Consider the following 17708-nt stretch of genomic DNA (forward strand, 5'->3'; position numbering starts at 1 on the left):
AATCAGTTATACCCCAACTTTATCTCCGTTTTATGTAAGCCTTATCTCAACTTTACAGGATCTGCATCAATGCCATCCAAAGAAACAAGCCTATAAGTAACACCGTTTAAATTAAATGGTTCTTTGTTTCTCTCCGCATCATGTCCGTGAAGATGTCCGAAGACAACTTCCTTTACTCCATACTTTTCAAATAGATCTGTAAATCCCGAAAGCTGTTTTTTATCATTTGTTGGAGAATAATGCATAACTCCTATAATTTCCTGAGCATCAGCTGCGATTGCAGCCTTTAAAGAAGCCTCAAGCCTTAAAAGCTCTCTTTTATATATCTTTTCATCTGAAGCATCAAAGCCGTCAGTTCCAGGACAAATCCAGCCTCTTGTGCCGCATATGGCAATTTCCTCTACCATATAGACATCATTTTGCATAAACGTTATATCATCAAAAAGAGTGTTAAGCTTTTTAATGCCGCTCCACCAAAGATCGTGATTGCCTTTAAAACATACTTTTTTACCAGGTAGCTTAGAAATCCATTCCAAATCAGCCATGGCATCCGGTAATTTAAGAGCCCAGGAAATATCTCCTGCAATTATAAGCGTATCATTATCGGTTATTTTCTTTTCACAGTTTTCCTTCACCTTTCGGGCATGATCCACCCATATTCCGCCATAAATATCCATGGGCTTATCAATCTTAGGATCCATGGAAAGATGAAGATCTCCTATGGCATATATACTCATGTTTATTCCTCATCCAGCAAATATTTTGAAGAGTCTTCCCCATCTCCCATATCGGAAATGCTCTTAAGAGTTCTGTTGATGCTCCTTGTTCTGACTCCCACCAACTTATCGAGCTCTTCGTTCGCCTGATTAAGTCTCTGCTGTGTCTTTTCAATTACTATCTGGAATTTACCGAATTCGGTCTTAGCAGCCGCCAGTACTTTCCACACTTCGCTGCTTCTCTTTTGTATAGCAAGAGTTTTAAAACCCATCTGCAAACTATTTAATAATGCTGCCATAGTAGTAGGACCTGCTATGTTAACCTTATAATCTCTTTGCAGCTTTTCTGTAAGACCGCTCTTTACAACCTCTGCATACAATCCTTCAAATGGCAAAAACATTATGGCAAAATCAGTAGTATACGGAGGCTCAATATATTTATCATGAATATCCTTTGCAGCCTTTTTAACGGCATTCTCAAGATTTTTAGAAGCAGCATCCACCAATGCCTTATCTCCCGTTTCATAAGCATTCATCAGAGCTTCGTATGTATCTCCTGGAAATTTAGCATCTATCGGAAGATATACAAAATCATCTCCGGAACCCGGCATCTTAACTGCAAATTCTACTCTTTCGTTTCCGCTGGCGCGAGTCTTTACATTTTCCTCATACTGTTCAGGAGAAAGTATCTGCTCAAGAATCGAGCCAAGCTGTATTTCACCTAAAATACCTCTCGTCTTGACATTGGAAAGTACCTTTTTAAGGTCACCGACACCAGAAGCCAGTGTCTGCATTTCACCAAGCCCCTTATGTACCTGCTCCAATCTATCAGAAACAGTTTTAAATGACTGAGTAATTCTTTCCTCAAGGGTCTTTTGCAGCTTTTCATCAACGGTTTCCCTGATGTTATCTAGCTGCCTTATATTTTCCGCTGTCATTTTATCCATTTTTGCAGCAAGATCTTCAAGTCTTTTATCCTGAATCATTGCCGAGTTCTTCTGATTTTCAGACAGCATCCTTGACATTGTCTCAATGCTGCTCATAAGGGAACTCATAGTTTCCTTTCTAGAGTTCAATGTCATTACCAAATTTATTATCACCACTGCAAGAACTGCGATGATAAGCGCCATTAAAAGCAAAGCTATCGTATTCATAGCTCCTCCTATTTCAATTTCTCATCTACAAAGGCAAATACGTCTTCAGCTGTTTCAAGCTTAATACCAGTAAAGCCCTCTGCATTTGTAAGGTATCTTGTGCTCTGTCCATGTCTTAAATCAGCCAAATCATTTGCCATAATATAGTCCATGCTGTTCTTTTCGCATAGCTTTCTTGCAACTTCAATAAGTTCTTCCTTGGAAACATTCTCAAGGAGCTTACAACCTAATAGCAGGGCTGAAGGCATCCATTTTCTAAGATTACCTATTATTTTTGGTGTAAGTCCCAGCTTAACAGTAAGATTTGACTGATAGCTGCTAATCTTTGAGCTGTTATCTATTTTGCATTTAGGATCAGTAATTATATTTAAAATATCCTCAGAGGATTTTATATTGTCGAGGTTATTAAAGATTTCCTCTGCCAAATCCTCCATAAGGAAAGTAAAGTCCGCTTTATAATCTCCCACTGCCGAAGCATGAATTACAGCATCAAAGCTTTTTTCTTCTGACTGTTCTTTAATTGCATTCATCATTTCATCTGTAGTTTCGACTCTTATTAAGTCAACGTTTTCAGGAATGTCTTTATATTTTACTCCTTTATTAAGGATCAAAGTCACTTCATAGCCGCCCTTTGCAAAGGCTTCAGTCAAAGAAATGGAAAAACTGCCCGTTGACATATTAGTTATTTTCATAACCTCATCAATAGGCTCGTTTGTAGGTCCACCTGTTATAAGTATCTTCTTTCCGTTCATTTCTGCTTTACTCATTTTTCTTTCCTTTCGCAATTAATATGCTTCTTGTAACTTCACCCGCCATAAGCAGTCCCGCTGCTCCGGGTACAAAAGATATACTTCCCGGCGGTGTACTTTTAACCACCGGTTCTTCCCGTGAATATACAACCTTTACATCTGTTATACCTTCCTGCCTCAATCTTTTTCTCATAGCTTTAGCAAGTGGGCATACCTCTGTTTTATATATATCTGCTATTTCCAGCAGTTCGGGTCTTAATTTATTACCGGTTCCCATAGCTGAGATTACAGGGATTCCGGCTTTTTTAGCTTGGATGATTATATCTGTTTTTGCTGAAACATCATCTATAGCGTCAATAACATAATCATAAATGTCAAATTTTATTGATAATCTGTCCTCAGGGCTGTATATCTGAGGAATTTCATTAACCTGAATGTCAGAATTTATACTTTTTATCCTTTCATTCATAGCTGAAGTTTTAAGCTTTCCTACAGTATTTTGAGTAGCGATTATCTGCCTGTTTATATTAGTTGCATCAACGGTATCTCCATCCACCAAGGTCATTTTACCTATACCTGCTCTTGCTAAAGCTTCAGCCACATGACCTCCGACACCGCCCAGCCCAAATATTATTACATTGGCATCTTGAAGACAGTCAATACCCTCTTCACCAATAATCCTGGCTGTTCTTTCAAATATTTCTTTCATATGAACTTTCCTTAACAATTAAGTAGTATCATCTGTATCTACCGAGAACTGAAGATATAACAGAGGCACTGTATCCTAATGAATTCAATCTTCTTGCAGCTTTATCAAGCTGTTTTTTTTCTGCTGGTTCATCACCCTGCGTCTTTATATATCTAGCTGTCTCTGCCAAAGCGTTTTCGTATTCTATCTCCCTTATATCACTGTCAGTTTCATCCTCGAACATATATATGCCGTTTTCTATGTTTTCCTGACTGACACCTTTTTCCTTTAATTCATACTTTATCCTAAAAAGGGATTTTCTCTTACCTAAAGCATATCTTATATATGTTCTTGCATATTCACTGTCATTTAAGTACCCGTTTTCGGTAAGCTTTCTTACAGCGTCCTTTATATCAACTTCATGAAACTCTTTTTTTCTTAGATAGTTTTCAAGCTCAACGGTGCTTCTGGGTCTTGTTGCCAGATGCCTTGCGGCTACTTCCATTATCTCCACAGACACTCACTCCTATCACTCCTACTATTATAAGCACTGCGCATATAAAATGATATATATGAAATCCTTCATTTAAAATGAATACTCCTGCAATTATCGATATAGCCGTAGCCACATTTCCAAATATAGTCGCATTTATCGCAGGCATTTTGGCAAGCATATAGGATATAAGCTGAGAAGTAAACAGTATACAGCCTATTCCAAGGTATGCTGCTGCTATAACAAATCCGGATTCCTTTACAGGTGCCGTAAACACTTCGAAATTATCCTTAAATACAGCATATATTAAACCTGCAACATTGAACATAACAAATCCAACTGTACATATTAAAGCGGAAATATCAAATGGAGTAAAATCCTTTCTGATATATCTCATGCTTATATTAGAAACTGCCATTGCAATACTTGAAAGAAGGAGACACCCAATTCCTACATAGCTGAATTCCATATCATCAGCACCTGCTAAAAGCATATAAATCAGTGCAGCAACTGTTGTAACAACAAATAAATTCTGCTTTGCCGTACTTCGCTCATCCAATACCACTGATGCAATAATCTGGGCTATAATAGGTGTAATACTGAAAATAATCGAGCCTACAACCGATGTGGTATAAAAAATTCCAGTGACCTGCAAAATCATAAAGGCTATATATGCACCTGCAGCCACACCGAGCATTTTCCAATCAGCACCATGGGTATTCTTTCTTTTTATATTACTTTTAAACATCCCAAAAACCCATATTGCCGCAGCGGCAATAAAGGCGAAATCATACCTGTATATGAGGATTGACAACTGGTTTGCATAGTTTTGACATTCCTTTATTCCGAGAAAAGAAAATCCCGTCAAAAGTGTGAAAAACACAGCTGCCACATATGGTCTTGTCATATTCTTTTTAAGCATATCGTATCATCATCTTCTTTTATGGCTATGGTGCATATGCTGTCTTTAAAAAGATCTATCTCTTTAATACTTATACCCCGAATAATGTCTTTAAGTCTATCTTTTTCAACAGTATTTACGGTATTTATCACTTTAAATATACTGTATCCGTGATATTTTGCCCAGGCTTCCTTTCTCGTCCATATTCTGAAAAAGCCTATTTTGCCGTTCTCTGCCACAAAGAGTTTTTCCTCGTCAGTAAAATATCTGTTACAGATTTTTTCATAGGAATCCGGCGTTGTAACCTGAATATCTATCCCTACTTCTTTGTCTCCTACGGCACAAATCCAATAGCTACCGCTATGACTTACATTAAAATAAATCTTATCGGATAAATTACCGGACAGCCTCGGTTTTTGACCTTCATCACCTGTAATTACAAGTTTTATTTCTTTTAAGTCGATATTATTATCTGTACAGTAAGATTTAATTACTTCAATTAGCAGCTCACGGCTTTTTATTTGGCTGTTAAATTTATTAAATGCATAAATCTGCATATTAAGTCCTCTTAAAAAACAAAGGGATAGAGTGCCATCTATCCCTTTATAATCCATATATATCAGCTGGCTGATATTACTCTTCTGTTGCTTCTTCAGCTTCAGTAGCTTCAGTCTGAGCATCTTCAGGTGCTTCATCAAGAGTTTCCTTGATGCTCAGGCTTATTCTCTTTCTTTCCTTGTCGATGTCAAGAATCTTGGCTTCTACGATATCTCCAACGCTGAGTTCATCATTGATGTTTGTAACTCTCTTATGAGAAACTTCAGAGATATGAACCAGTCCGTCAAGACCTGGCTCCAGTTCAACGAAGCATCCGTATTCCTTAATCTGAACAACCTTACCCTTAACAACCTGTCCAACCTGATAGTTTTCATCAATAACAGTCCAAGGTTCAGGAATAGTCTGCTTAAGGCCAAGAGAAACCTTACCCTTTTCAGTATTCATAGACAGAATCTTAACATTGATAGTCTGTCCGATTTCCAGAGCTTCCTGAGGATGCTTAAGCTTACCCCATGAGATTTCTGAAATGTGCAGAAGTCCGTCAACTCCGCCTATATCAACAAATGCACCGTAGTCAGTAAATCTCATAACCTTACCTTCTACGATATCGCCAACATTGATGCTGTTCCAGACTTCTTCCAGAGCCTTCTGCTTTTCTTCCAGAAGTCTTGCCTTGTGGGAGAATACAGCCTTGCCTCTTCTTGGGTCAACTCTTGAAACCTTTACAGTCAGAGTCTGTCCAACGAATTCAGCTGGGTTTTCAACGAATCTGTCTGACAGCTGAGAAAGTGGAATGAATCCCTGTACTTCCTTATATGTAGCTATCACGCCGCCGTTAACCTGTCTAACCACATTTACATCTATCAAAGATTTATCTTCAAAAGCCTTATTGATTTCTTCCCAATGTTCGCTGGCTTCTAATTTCTTCTTAGATAACAGTATAGTGCCGTCCCCGTCGTCTGTTTTGAGAACCTTTGCAGTGATTTCATCTCCTTCTTTAAAGAGATCTGTCAGCTTCTGATCCCCTTCAATTGTAATTTCATTGAAAGGAATAACGCCGTCCTTTTTACATCCAAGGTTAACAATGATTTCCTTGTCTGTAACCTGGTGAATCTTACCTGTTACCAGTTCTCCGCTTCTTGGTAATCTTAAAGATTTTTCAATTTCTTCCATGTAATCGAGCATGGACTCTTCTCTAGTGATGTTCTCACTCATGTTTGCAGTAACCTCCTTAATTGCGTTTTCAGGCGTCGATGCGCCCGCCGCTAATCCTATTCTATTATATTTCTCGACTTCTTTCAATGGTAAATTTCCTATATCATCCACAAAAAATGTGTTATTACAGTATTTACTAGCTATCTCATATAGTTTTTTTGTATTTGAACTCTTTTTATCGCCAATTACTAGCATTACATCGACATTTTCAGCGGTTTGTTTGCAGCCTTCCTGCCTCTTTGATGTTGCACTGCAAATGGTGTTTTCCACACTTACATTTTCGTTGTTTTTTCTTATGGATTCAACTACGCTGTCAAACATATCCTTTCTTATGGTCGTCTGCGCTACAATGAAAATATCATCCGCTTTGATTTCAGCAGGCTCACTTAAAATAATTGCGCTGTCTTCACACCAACCGTTGATGCCTTTAACCTCTGGATGATTTTCATCGCCAACGATAACAACAGTCTTGCCTTTTTTATAAGCCTCTGCTACCAGATTGTGAATGCGCTTAACATAAGGACACGTTGCATCTATAACAGTTATGCCCTTTTCATCAGCTTCATCGTAAAACCACTTTCCTATACCGTGGGAACGTACTATTACCTTACTTCCCGGCGTTATACCATCCAAGGATTCGATAATATGTACCCCCTTTTTTTCAAGCTCGTCTGTTACTCCGCTATTATGAATCAGGGGTCCGAAGCTATATATGATATTTTCAGAAGCCTCTGCTTCTCGTTCCGCCTTTTCTATTGCCTGTTTTACCCCAAAGCAAAATCCGCTGTGAGGCGCTCTGATGATTTCCCTCATTGCTGTCTCCAATTTCTATTACTTTATTTTTTTAATCTCCTCAAGATACCTTTTAAATGAAGCTTCATTTCCATTGGAAGTAGGTTCATAATATGATGTCCCCTTCTTTACTAACTCATCTGGGAGATACTGTTGTTTAACATATCCGCCATAATCATGTGGATACTTATATCCTATACCGTGGCCTCGCTTTGCAGCACCTTTGTAGTGACTATCCTTCAGATACGCTGGCATATCTCCTGTTTCTATGGTGTCCAAATCGTGCTGAGCCTTTAAAAGAGCCATATAAGATCTGTTTGATTTAGGAGAAGCTGCTAATGTTACCGTTGCCTGTGCTAGATTAATCTGAGCTTCCGGATATCCAACTGTAAGCGCTGCCTGAACACAGGAATTTACTATGGTTATTGCCTGAGGATATGCCATTCCCACATCTTCACTGGCCATAACAAGCAGCCTTCTTCCTATGGTCTGAATATCAGCTCCACCCTTAATAAGTCTTGCAAGATAGTGAACGGCAGCATCAGGGTCAGAACCTCTGACAGATTTCTGAAGGGCAGATAACAAATCGTATTTATCCTCTTCCTTATGGTAGAAATATGTCTTTCTCTGCATAGCCTCTTCCACAAGTCTGTCGTCAATTCCTTTATCTTCGTCCATATTGTCGACCATAAAGCCTAATGTATCAAGAGCTACTCTGGCATCACCGCCACTCATTTTTGCCATAGTCATTATAGCTTCATCATCATATTTGATATTGAGATTTCCAAATCCTCTTTCCTGGTCATTAAGAGTTCTTATTAAAAGTGTATATATATCAGAAGCTTTTAAAGCTTTAAATTCATAAATGCTTCTTACTCTGCTTAAAACGGCATTGTTAACCGCAAAGTATGGATTTTCCGTTGTGCTTCCAATAAAATTTATTACTCCCTCTTCTAGCGCCTTTAAAAGAGTGTCCTGCTGAAGCTTATTCCATCTATGAAACTCATCGACATACACATATGTCTTTTCCTTCTGCAGACCGAAAAACTTCGTTTTTGAGCTTTCGATAACCTCTTTTAGTTCCTTTATACCGGTTACCGCTGCATTCATTTCTACAAAATCCGCATCCATTTCTCTGGCAATTATTCTTGCCAATGTCGTTTTACCGGTGCCGGACGGACCAAAAAATATGGCATTTTCAAAGGTTTTATTTTTTATGGAATTGTATAAAAGAGAACCTTTATAAAGAAAGTGCTCCTGACCTACAAACTCCTCAAGGCTTAAAGGTCTCATTCTCGTTGCCAGAGGTATCATTTTACCGCCTCCATTTACAGATCCTTAAGATAGATGCTGGAAACTATAATCATAATTCCCACAAGTATCAGGTAAATTCCTGTAGCTATGGTAATTGCTATCGTTACAGATATTGCGTTATAACACATAAAAATACCACATAAAAGATGAATTATGCCTTCTATAAATGCTCCTTTATAAGCGAGATTATTCTTTCGTCTGGATCTGGCTGTTGCAAATCTGTCAGCTGCAAGGATAAATGCAAGCATTGCAATAATCATACCTACGGTAAACATTGTAACTTCCTGATTTATCAAAATGTATATACCGAGTATTACCATTAGAGCTGGAAGGAGCATGTAAAGCATTGATCTTTCAAACTCTTTTCTGCCAAGAAGTTCCTGTATCAATTTAACCGCACCCATAATCAGCACGCCAACTCCCACTGCTGTATTAAGCACGATTCCTGTCTGTACAGGCTTGAAAGTCAATATAATTCCAAGCACCAAAGCAATAATTCCGAAAACAATCCCGAAAGATTTAAGCTTTTTTATAATATCCATATGTTTTTATCTCCGTTTCTTTTTATCCGATTTTAATATTTTACCACATATGAATATGAGATTCATCCGTTGAAGTACTATGATTTATCGAAAAGAGAGAAAAAGACCGGATTTTTTATTTTCCGGCCTAAATCTGTTATCTAATTCCGCATTGATGTATTCTTTTTCTCTGTTCAGCGACAAATCCTGCCACTTCCTTGAGATTTCTGTTATACCTATCCAAGTCATCCTTAACGCTCATAAGATATTCAACTGTTTCTTCTCCGGCGCCCTGTGACAGTTCATCTATAAATCCTTCAAGATTTTCTTTAAGGCTTGCTCCTTCTATGGGCATATAAGCTATCCTTACTTTCTTCCTTTTCATATCGTAATATACTGTATCCTTGTCTATTTTCACCTTTTCGTGAGGAATGAAAAACTCTACGCTTCTATTTAATGTGAGCAGCGTTTTTTCAAGTATTTCAAATATTTCTCCTGTACTCAACGGATACATATCTCGCAAAGCCACGCATCCGCTGCAATCATATGTTATCTTTCTTGATTCTCCTGCATCCGTAAATCTCATGGGAATCACAAAATCACACATCCCAGAAAACAATACCTTTTCTTCAAAAAGCTTCATAGCTCCCTTTTTTATCTCTATTTCATAATTGCTTTTTTTTAATTCCATTTTACCCTCCGCATTTCTTACAAGGCGTATAGCCCTTTTCTTCGGCAGTTTCTCTGTCTATGGCAATAATATTTTTTTCAATGGTGGAACAGTTTTTTCTGTGATAGCTATCTCCGTACGCTTCAAAAATGTATACGGTGGCACCGTTAGCCAATTCTTTAGTATCACAGCTTTCACATGGAAAATATTCCTTTCTTAAATCCTCGTTAAGGATTACCTCAATAGCCTCGGGAGCAACAAAGGTGCAATCTTTTTTATGATATTTTTGACCATCTTTAGGAAAAATATATACAGTATCTGCGTCCTCTTGTTTTTCCATATTGTCAAATCCAAAAGCAGTACCATCACCGTTTTTTCCGACAAATTTTCTTCCTGTAAATGAAAGTTTTTCACTTATTTCATCATCTAATGGAATCGGTGTGGTTATATCAACACCATATTTAACATTAATTGTTAAAAGCTCATCATGACCGGCCTTGGTAAAGCCTGACATAAATCCATTAACATCAGTATCGATAACTGACGGATTTTCCTCGATAATCCTTTTTTCCAGTCTGTTCCCTAGATTAATATCAGTACCGTATATATATGAATTTATCATGGCGGCACGCATTTCATCTGCAGAAGAATGGACTATATTTTCCTTGATTCCGGCAATCTGACACATGCTGCCTATGGCAATAATCAATGCCAAAACAAATGGTACAATTATTGACGCTTCTACAATATAATGTCCATCTTCGTTTCTAATATGCCTCTTCATATCTGTATTTCCTACCGTTTATTGTCGCACTGTAACTAAATCCCGTACATGCGGTTTTCATCATAAAATTTTCATCGGTTGTTCCCTGAATATTTATTTGTACAAGATCTGCAAAACGCTCAAGCTTTGTTTCCTTATCGGTAAAATACAAAAAGATACGCAAATAGTCATCATATTCAAGACCATTTTCACAATTATTATCGATATAACCGTCGGCATCATTTTTGAGTACACTTTCCAAATCAACAGCCCAGGTTTCCTTGGTCTTTATCACGGGAATCTTGCCACCGTTTTCCAGTATCTTCACATCGTTATAAGCTTCAGCATAAGCCCAGGCTTCAGCAAGTAAAGCCGTAGTAAGTCCACTGGCAGGCCCCGTAGCAGAAGCTGCCGCCGTCACCTTCTCAAGCATTTCAGGATTAGTAAATATAACTCCCAAATTTACTGCATTCCTTAGAAGTCTGATTTTCCTTTTCATTTTTGAATAATTCTTCTCATCACTCATTTCTCCTGAAACGATATATTCAATTTCATTTTTAAAAAATGTCTCTCCGTCATCAGACAGCTGATGATTACATACAGCCATAAGATATTCATTTACGGAAACGGTTTTCTTAGCCCTATCAAAAATTTCATCTAAATTTTTCATAGCATCCACTACACCATCTATACTTATATCGGAGCCGGCCTTTCCGCCCGACGGCAATGCGGATATTATCCTTTTATTTTTAAGGACTCGGTCTCCTTTTCTATCTGAATTAGTTTTTTCATTTTCATCGAGAAGCTCCTGCCCTAACAAGAATACAGCATATTCATTTATCTCCTTTTCAAGATTTCTGCTGTCGGCCAGAGTATATCCTATGACACTTATATTCATCTCGCTGATATCCAGAGAACTGTCGTTTTCTCCCATATAAAAGCGCATATCTTCTTCTATCGCAGTCGGTGTCGTATCTACAGCCAATAAGCCATATCTTTCCTTAAGGGATATGCTATATTCAGAAAGAACCGATCTTGCGGAAAGGGAGAGCAGTGCATCTGCCCTTCCAGTTTCCGCTTTCATCCTTGTTACTGATACAAACATGATGACTAATAATACAAGTGAGGACATTATAATCACTGTAAATATAGTTGTACTGCCGTTGTCAGTAAACGATTTCCTCAAGGAGATCCATATATCTTGTAGTCTTTTTTTCATCGATAACATACACTCTTGCACTTTTATCTTTTTTCATCCTATTTTTAATAAGAAAGCTTTTCTGCCTTTCTGTTGTAAAATCTGTTCTCTTTATTTTCCTGCCATTATGATATCCGTCAGAAACATTTCCTTCCTCTTCAATTTCATATGCTGCTCTTGTTTCAGTTTCTCTACCGGCTTCATCTCTTAAATACTTATGCGCATCGACGGCAACAAATACCCTTCCACTTATGTAAGAAACTATAACTATTGCCGACATAAGCGCCAGAATTACAATAGGCAGTACAATAACCGCTTCAACTACAGCAGATCCATTATCATCTTTTAAGCTCTTTAAACCTTTTATTCTTTTCATCTTTTCATTATTTCAAATACTAAAAGCCATTATTTAAATTTGTAAAAGTCTTGTTTACAAAGGCTGTTATTTCTGTTTTAAAAATAAGGCCCAGTATAATTGCCAAAGCAATAAGTATTGCTACTTGGATCATCTCCATACCTTCATCACCGAGTTTTTTATTTAATTTCTTTAATTTCTTGATCATTGTTTCATCTCCCTTCTTTCTTACACATTTCATAATCTCACATTTCCATAAGTGCTGGCGCAACTGTTATTACAACCAGTATTACCAGCATAAGCATCAGTGGGGCGATAAGCTTACTTTCAGCCATTCTGCCTTTTTCCTCCATATTTTGCTTTCTTGCAAACCACATCGCTCCGCTTTCCGCATCCAGCTTTTGAATTAGCTCAGTTCCTTTATCCACGTTATCGGAAATTATACCCGATACTCTTATAAATTCCTTTATTCTACTTCTTTTTGCAAAATCCTCTATTCCTTTATGTATCGGTCGATTTGTCCTTTTAAAATCTTCAGCAATTCTTTTCATCTGATTGTAAAAGTAGGTATCATTATCCATTTGAGTTGACCGTCTATCATCTATTATCCTTTCAAATGCCGATGTCAAAACCATGCCTGCGCCTAAAAGAAGAGTAAGTCTTCCTAAAAATTCCGGCAGCTCCTTCATTACCGATTCCCTTGATTGCTCCTCTTTTCTATTTACATAATTGAATCTGCTTCTATATACAGCATAAAACAGCACCGGTACAATCAATATAAGAAAAATCCAGCTGCTCTGCTCCTGCTGCTTCCAAAATATACGCGTTCCGTCCGAAAGTCTGTCAGGAAGAATAATGCTATCACTTCCTTCTGATGCAGCTATTCTAGCAGCCTCATCAATTCTGTAACCTAACATTGCCTCATCATCTTCTTCATAATTAGCTTCAGATGTATTTTCTGCTTTATCCTGCAATCCGGCATTTATATCCACCGATTTTTTAAATACTTCTCCATCTCTCTGCCCATACACCTCCATTGAAACAAAAACATCTTTATTTTTATCGTCCCTTGATATTTCCTTTACAAAGCCGTTTTCATCTGCTTTAATATCTGCACCTGCCATAATGTTATCCTTTATAAACAGAGCAAATACCATCAAAATAACAACTGTGCATAAAATATATCTGTTTCTGTTGCTATTTCTTATTTTTTCTATCTCTTCACTGTAATCCCCTCCTCCATAAATGTTTTTAAACTTCTCTGACAGATATCCCTTATCTCCAAGATATCTATCTCCTGTCCTTTTAACTTTTCTCTTTAACTCCCATTTCTTCATATTGGTTCTCATATGCTTTCCACCTCAGTGAGTCTAAACATCCACAGACATGAAACTACAAAACCTGCAAGAGCCGCCGTCATAATAAGCCGACCCTGAATTCCTCCATAAAGAGGCTGAAGATAATCCGGTGATATTAAATTAAGCATCGTTATTACAGCGATGGGCATCAGACTTACAATACGAGCCTCAAATCTTTTTTGAGCCATAAGAGTCCTTATTTCCTTTTTTACTCTCATTTTATCCGCTATATTTGCAGCTGCTTCGGAAATTACCTTTTGCATATCGCCTCCAGTTTCTCTGCATATACCACAGACTTCAGCAAAATTTCTTATATCATCAGAGCCACTCCTTTCAGCTAACTCTATAAGAGCATCTTTGCTATCAATCCTACTGGTTCTGATATTTTTATTTATGCTTTCAAGCTCATCAGCTAAAAGGCTTTTTTCTCCGTATATGACCTTTAAGGCAACTTCTCCTTCTTCAAGAGCCTCTTGCAGATATCTTCCGGCGGAAATCGAACTTCCTATACTGTAGAGAAGATCTCTGAACTGCAGAGTTATCCTTTCCATTTGTCTTTTTAACTTGTACTCGCAGTAATATTTTTCCGTAAAAACCCCTAATGTACCAAATATCACTGATACACCTATATTCTTATAGAAGAGATATAGCAGCGCACCGCTTGCTGTATAGGCAATAACATAGTAAATTAATCTTTCTTTTACTTCAGGGACATATTTTATACATTCATTTTTCATGAAGTTTTTCCTTTCTTTTTATCTGATTTCCCGTCCTAAAAAGCCTGCTATCATCATCTACAAATAATTTGTTTAGCGCTATCCTTCCTTTACTGTTTATGTATAATTCTGATATTTCCTTTACATATCTTTTATTTTCTTCACTGCGAACAAGATGAATTATAATATCTATCCCTTCTGCAATCTGTTCGTCAATAGCTTCAATAGGAAAATCTGCTTCCTGCATATACAAAGCTTCCATTCGCCTTATCATACCTGCAGCGGAATTACCATGACCTGTACATATGCCGCTGTGTCCTGTATTAAGACCGTTTAGCATATCCAAGAGAGCTTTTCCATCTCTTATTTCACCGATTATAAGCCTGTCGGGTCTCATTCTCAGACTTGCCTTAATTAGCTCATTCATTCCTATATCCACACGCCCTCCTGATGATATTCGGCATTCCATTCTCACCAGATTATCTATCCCTGACAGTTTGAGCTCTGCACTATCTTCAATAACGATTACTCTTTCTTCCTTGCCTATATATCCTGTCATTGCGCTTAAGAAAGTCGTTTTGCCTGTGGATGTTCCTCCTGATATAAAGATGTTAGCTCCCGATTGCATCATATTTTTAAGAAATTCGGCTGCTTCAGCGGTTATGGTTCCAATTTCTATAAGATTTTCCATGGACATATTTATTTTAGGAAATTTTCTTATGGTAAGTATTGGTCCGCCAATGGCAATATTTTTATAAACTCCATTTACTCTGGAACCATCAGGAAGTCTAGCATCAACTATTGGCACCAGCTCATTTATTTCCCTGTGAACTTTACCTGCAATTCTTCTTAAGACCTCCTCAAGCTCTTGCGTATCAAAGAAACTATCTTCTGTTTTAATCAGTTTTCCTTCTTTTTCAATGAATACATCACCCGGCCCGTTTACCATAATTTCAGATACATTTTCATCATCAATGTAGGGCTCAAGCACTGACACGTCGCTTCCAACGGCGTAAAAGACTCTTTTTGAAATCTTATGAATATCTTTAACAGACATATTTTCAAAGGCGATTTCCTTTAAGGCAATACTTTCAATAAATCCGATAAGCTCATGTCTGTCCAGTTCCTTTTCTATGCCTGAAAGCTTATTTCTTATTTCTTCTGTAAATTCTTTAACCAACATTTCATATACCTTATATTATCGGTTGTAATTTCCTTATTTTTCCATTTTTATGTTTCCATATTATACCATTTACTTGTTATTAGCAATAGATTTTTGGAAAATTATGTAATTGTTTTTCGCAAAAAAAATCCCATAAACGGATTAACCATTTATGGGAAATTTACGACTATTCATTATGAAAATTTACTTCATTTCCAGAGTTTCAAAGGATTTTGCGAAATCATCTTCGTTATCCACGAATGTACCGAAGGTTATATTGTAATAAGTTTTGCCCTTAAGTATAAGATAAGTCTGCACCTTATAGTCATGGTGGCTTATATCTTGATCATATGTCACATAACGCATCTGGTTTCCTGCAAACTCACTTGCCTCAGCCTTTGACATATTGGTTACGCCTTCACTTCTTCCAAGCTCGATGAGATACTGATCAAAGAATCTGTCTTCCTCATTAGCTGCATCAAAGTCTTCCTTTGTCTGACCAGAACTCATATAAAACATGCTCTGAGTAACGCTGCGGACATTTTTATGATACCAAACGCTGTTATCAGTGCTTTCTTCCTCGTCCATAACCCATGCAGACGGGATATCTATTTCAAGATCTTTAAAAACCACATGTTGGGTTCCTTCGTCAAACTCTGCGTATGACTGCTTTTCCACACATGCCGTCATACTGATGCATATCAAGAATGCCATCATCACAGCTGCAACTCTTTTTACTGTTTTTTTCATATTTATATTTTCCCTTCTTTAAATTTAACAAGCATATCGTTTGTCATGGAAACATCTTCTTTTTTCACTTCCAGTTCCGATCTTTTTATCCATTTTGCAAAGGACAGCTCATTTTCATCTATTATGATTTCATCATCACCGTCTGCTTCACATACATAGCCTAAAAGCAAATCCTGTGCTATACCCCAAGGCTGGGAAGCATAATATCTTATATTTTTTACCCTAATACCTGCTTCCTCCATAACTTCCCTTGCTACAGTTCCCTCTGCAGTTTCACCGATTTCAGTAAAACCTGCTATAAGAGCATAGCCTTTATATGGTCTATCTCTGTACGCGGTCACAAGTATACTATCGCCTTTAGTTACCGCCACAATTACAGCTGGCATTATCTTCGGATATATGGAATTTCCACACTTGTCACAGTGAAGCATCCTTTCTTTATCGCTGTGAGCAAGCTTACCACCACATCTTCCGCAAAACCTGTTATCCCTGTACCATACATATAGATGATACGCAGTCATACCTGCATAAAGATAATTTTTAGGCTTCATTTTGCGAAATACGCTCATAGGTACATAACTACATCCCAAAATATCCCCGGAAAGCATTTCCACCATGTAAAACTCAGTTTCGTCTAGGGAAAAGAGATACACATAAGATCCCACTTCAAACTTTATATCACCATATCTCGGAAAACATATCTCTTCTTCCTCCACCAGAAGTATTGCACCATTGTTTATTGATATGCATAAAGCATCATCTTTCGGTTCTCTTTTTTCAAAATGATTATCCAGAACGCTGGGATATATTTCGTGAAGCATAGCTAACCTCTCTTACATAAATAGGCATAATATAATAGGCAAAAAAGGTGCCGGCAACAGATTTGCCACCTTGATATCCGTAGCCTTTATTACATTAAGCCCCATGGCCATTATAAGTATATTGCCTACACATGACATTTCATTTATTGTTGTCTGAGTCAAAAATTCCCCAATCATTGCGGCAATCAGAGTTAGTGTGCCCTGATACAAAATCAAAGGAACAGATGCAAAAATTACACCGATGGATAATGTGGAAGCAAGTATTACTCCCATGCACAAGTCTATAACAGCCTTTGAAAACATTATATCGTGATTAAGGTTGATGCCGCTTTCAATACTACCTACAATCGCCATTCCGCCGGTACAGCTCATAACCGTCGCAAGTATAAATCCTTCTGTAAACTTGCCTGACTTTTTAAAGAAGCTGATTTTTTTAAGCTTTCTATCCATAAAGTCGCCAAGTCTATTCATCCTGCCGTCCAAATCGCACAGATTGCCTATAATTCCTCCTATTACCAGAGAAAGAATGCAAACCATAATATTTTCACCTACCAGTGCACCGGAAATTCCGATAAATATACTGGCAAGTCCAAGAGCCTGCATCATTATATTATTTAATCTGTCGCTTATTCTGTCACCTATGGCCGTACCTGCAAGTCCTCCCACCAACACTGCAAGAGCATCTGCTAAAGGTCCTATAAATATCATGTTTTCTGTACTGCTCCCTTCTGTCGTATTTTATTGCCGTGTACAAAATCCAGTTTAAATTATACACTAAAAATGTCATGATAATCAAGGAATGTACGCTTTGTCT

General features: G+C 37.6%; 21 protein-coding genes. All 21 read right to left on the reverse strand.

Annotated features, from left to right (window positions below):
- Nucleotides 1-41 precede the first annotated feature (41 nt).
- The 21 genes from INF20_RS02220 to INF20_RS02320 all read right to left on the reverse strand — a co-directional run bounded on the left by INF20_RS02220 (nucleotide 42) and on the right by INF20_RS02320 (nucleotide 17602).
- Entirely contained in the window at nucleotides 42-737 is a 696-nt protein-coding gene (locus INF20_RS02220) for a metallophosphoesterase (RefSeq protein ID WP_226384759.1), read from the reverse strand.
- A gap of 2 nt (nucleotides 738-739) precedes the next feature.
- Entirely contained in the window at nucleotides 740-1870 is a 1131-nt protein-coding gene (locus tag INF20_RS02225; RefSeq protein ID WP_226384760.1) for a DNA recombination protein RmuC, read from the reverse strand.
- An 8-nt stretch (nucleotides 1871-1878) separates the two neighbouring features.
- Nucleotides 1879-2637 carry a phosphopantothenoylcysteine decarboxylase domain-containing protein gene (locus tag INF20_RS02230; RefSeq protein WP_226384761.1) on the reverse strand — a complete coding sequence of 253 codons (759 nt, stop codon included), beginning with the start codon at nucleotides 2635-2637 and terminating at the stop codon, nucleotides 1879-1881.
- Nucleotides 2630-3328, reverse strand: a complete 699-nt coding sequence (locus tag INF20_RS02235) for a tRNA threonylcarbamoyladenosine dehydratase (RefSeq protein WP_226384762.1) — start codon at nucleotides 3326-3328, stop codon at nucleotides 2630-2632. The genes INF20_RS02230 and INF20_RS02235 overlap by 8 nt, the downstream gene beginning before the upstream one ends.
- A 28-nt stretch (nucleotides 3329-3356) precedes the next feature.
- Nucleotides 3357-3812, reverse strand: coding sequence for a regulatory protein RecX (locus INF20_RS02240; RefSeq protein WP_226384846.1), 456 nt, complete (start codon nucleotides 3810-3812; stop codon nucleotides 3357-3359).
- On the reverse strand, nucleotides 3763-4722 hold the full coding sequence (locus INF20_RS02245) for a DMT family transporter (protein WP_226384763.1): 960 nt from the start codon (nucleotides 4720-4722) through the stop codon (nucleotides 3763-3765). Before INF20_RS02245 ends, INF20_RS02240 begins: the two co-directional genes overlap by 50 nt.
- Nucleotides 4704-5396, reverse strand: coding sequence for a 4'-phosphopantetheinyl transferase family protein (locus INF20_RS02250; RefSeq protein WP_226384764.1), 693 nt, complete (start codon nucleotides 5394-5396; stop codon nucleotides 4704-4706). Before INF20_RS02250 ends, INF20_RS02245 begins: the two co-directional genes overlap by 19 nt.
- A complete protein-coding gene (locus tag INF20_RS02255) occupies nucleotides 5335-7287 on the reverse strand; it encodes a bifunctional 4-hydroxy-3-methylbut-2-enyl diphosphate reductase/30S ribosomal protein S1 (protein ID WP_226384765.1) in 1953 nt (650 codons plus the stop codon). The genes INF20_RS02250 and INF20_RS02255 overlap by 62 nt, the downstream gene beginning before the upstream one ends.
- Before the next feature lie 18 nt (nucleotides 7288-7305).
- Entirely contained in the window at nucleotides 7306-8580 is a 1275-nt protein-coding gene (locus INF20_RS02260) for a replication-associated recombination protein A (RefSeq protein ID WP_226384766.1), read from the reverse strand.
- A gap of 14 nt (nucleotides 8581-8594) precedes the next feature.
- The gene (locus tag INF20_RS02265; RefSeq protein ID WP_226384767.1) at nucleotides 8595-9122 is read right to left on the reverse strand and encodes an HdeD family acid-resistance protein; all 528 of its coding nucleotides are present in this window, start codon (nucleotides 9120-9122) and stop codon (nucleotides 8595-8597) included.
- 136 nt (nucleotides 9123-9258) lie between these two features.
- Nucleotides 9259-9792, reverse strand: a complete 534-nt coding sequence (locus INF20_RS02270) for a DUF6382 domain-containing protein (RefSeq protein ID WP_226384768.1) — start codon at nucleotides 9790-9792, stop codon at nucleotides 9259-9261.
- 1 nt (nucleotide 9793) lies between these two features.
- Nucleotides 9794-10555: a hypothetical protein gene (locus INF20_RS02275; protein ID WP_226384769.1), complete on the reverse strand. Its 762-nt coding sequence runs from the start codon at nucleotides 10553-10555 to the stop codon at nucleotides 9794-9796.
- Nucleotides 10539-11618: a DUF5702 domain-containing protein gene (locus INF20_RS02280; protein ID WP_226384770.1), complete on the reverse strand. Its 1080-nt coding sequence runs from the start codon at nucleotides 11616-11618 to the stop codon at nucleotides 10539-10541. The genes INF20_RS02275 and INF20_RS02280 overlap by 17 nt, the downstream gene beginning before the upstream one ends.
- A gap of 82 nt (nucleotides 11619-11700) precedes the next feature.
- Complete coding sequence (locus tag INF20_RS02285; RefSeq protein ID WP_226384771.1) at nucleotides 11701-12108, reverse strand: TadE/TadG family type IV pilus assembly protein; 408 nt, start codon at nucleotides 12106-12108, stop codon at nucleotides 11701-11703.
- 19 nt (nucleotides 12109-12127) lie between these two features.
- Complete coding sequence (locus INF20_RS02290; protein WP_226384772.1) at nucleotides 12128-12328, reverse strand: hypothetical protein; 201 nt, start codon at nucleotides 12326-12328, stop codon at nucleotides 12128-12130.
- Between the two features lie 4 nt (nucleotides 12329-12332).
- A complete protein-coding gene (locus INF20_RS02295) occupies nucleotides 12333-13436 on the reverse strand; it encodes a hypothetical protein (RefSeq protein WP_226384773.1) in 1104 nt (367 codons plus the stop codon).
- Nucleotides 13433-14182: a type II secretion system F family protein gene (locus tag INF20_RS02300; RefSeq protein ID WP_226384774.1), complete on the reverse strand. Its 750-nt coding sequence runs from the start codon at nucleotides 14180-14182 to the stop codon at nucleotides 13433-13435. The genes INF20_RS02295 and INF20_RS02300 overlap by 4 nt, the downstream gene beginning before the upstream one ends.
- The gene (locus INF20_RS02305; protein ID WP_226384775.1) at nucleotides 14172-15344 is read right to left on the reverse strand and encodes a CpaF family protein; all 1173 of its coding nucleotides are present in this window, start codon (nucleotides 15342-15344) and stop codon (nucleotides 14172-14174) included. Before INF20_RS02305 ends, INF20_RS02300 begins: the two co-directional genes overlap by 11 nt.
- Nucleotides 15345-15527: 183 nt before the next feature.
- On the reverse strand, nucleotides 15528-16073 hold the full coding sequence (locus INF20_RS02310; RefSeq protein ID WP_226384776.1) for a hypothetical protein: 546 nt from the start codon (nucleotides 16071-16073) through the stop codon (nucleotides 15528-15530).
- A 2-nt stretch (nucleotides 16074-16075) separates the two neighbouring features.
- A complete protein-coding gene (nudC, locus tag INF20_RS02315) occupies nucleotides 16076-16894 on the reverse strand; it encodes an NAD(+) diphosphatase (RefSeq protein ID WP_226384777.1) in 819 nt (272 codons plus the stop codon).
- 12 nt (nucleotides 16895-16906) lie between these two features.
- Nucleotides 16907-17602 (reverse strand): DUF554 domain-containing protein, encoded by a 696-nt coding sequence (locus INF20_RS02320; protein ID WP_226384778.1) that lies wholly within the window; start codon nucleotides 17600-17602, stop codon nucleotides 16907-16909.
- Between the last annotated feature and the right edge of the window lie 106 nt (nucleotides 17603-17708).

This window comes from Gallibacter intestinalis (assembly GCF_014982745.1).
GTDB classification, from domain to species: domain Bacteria; phylum Bacillota; class Clostridia; order Peptostreptococcales; family Anaerovoracaceae; genus Gallibacter; species Gallibacter intestinalis.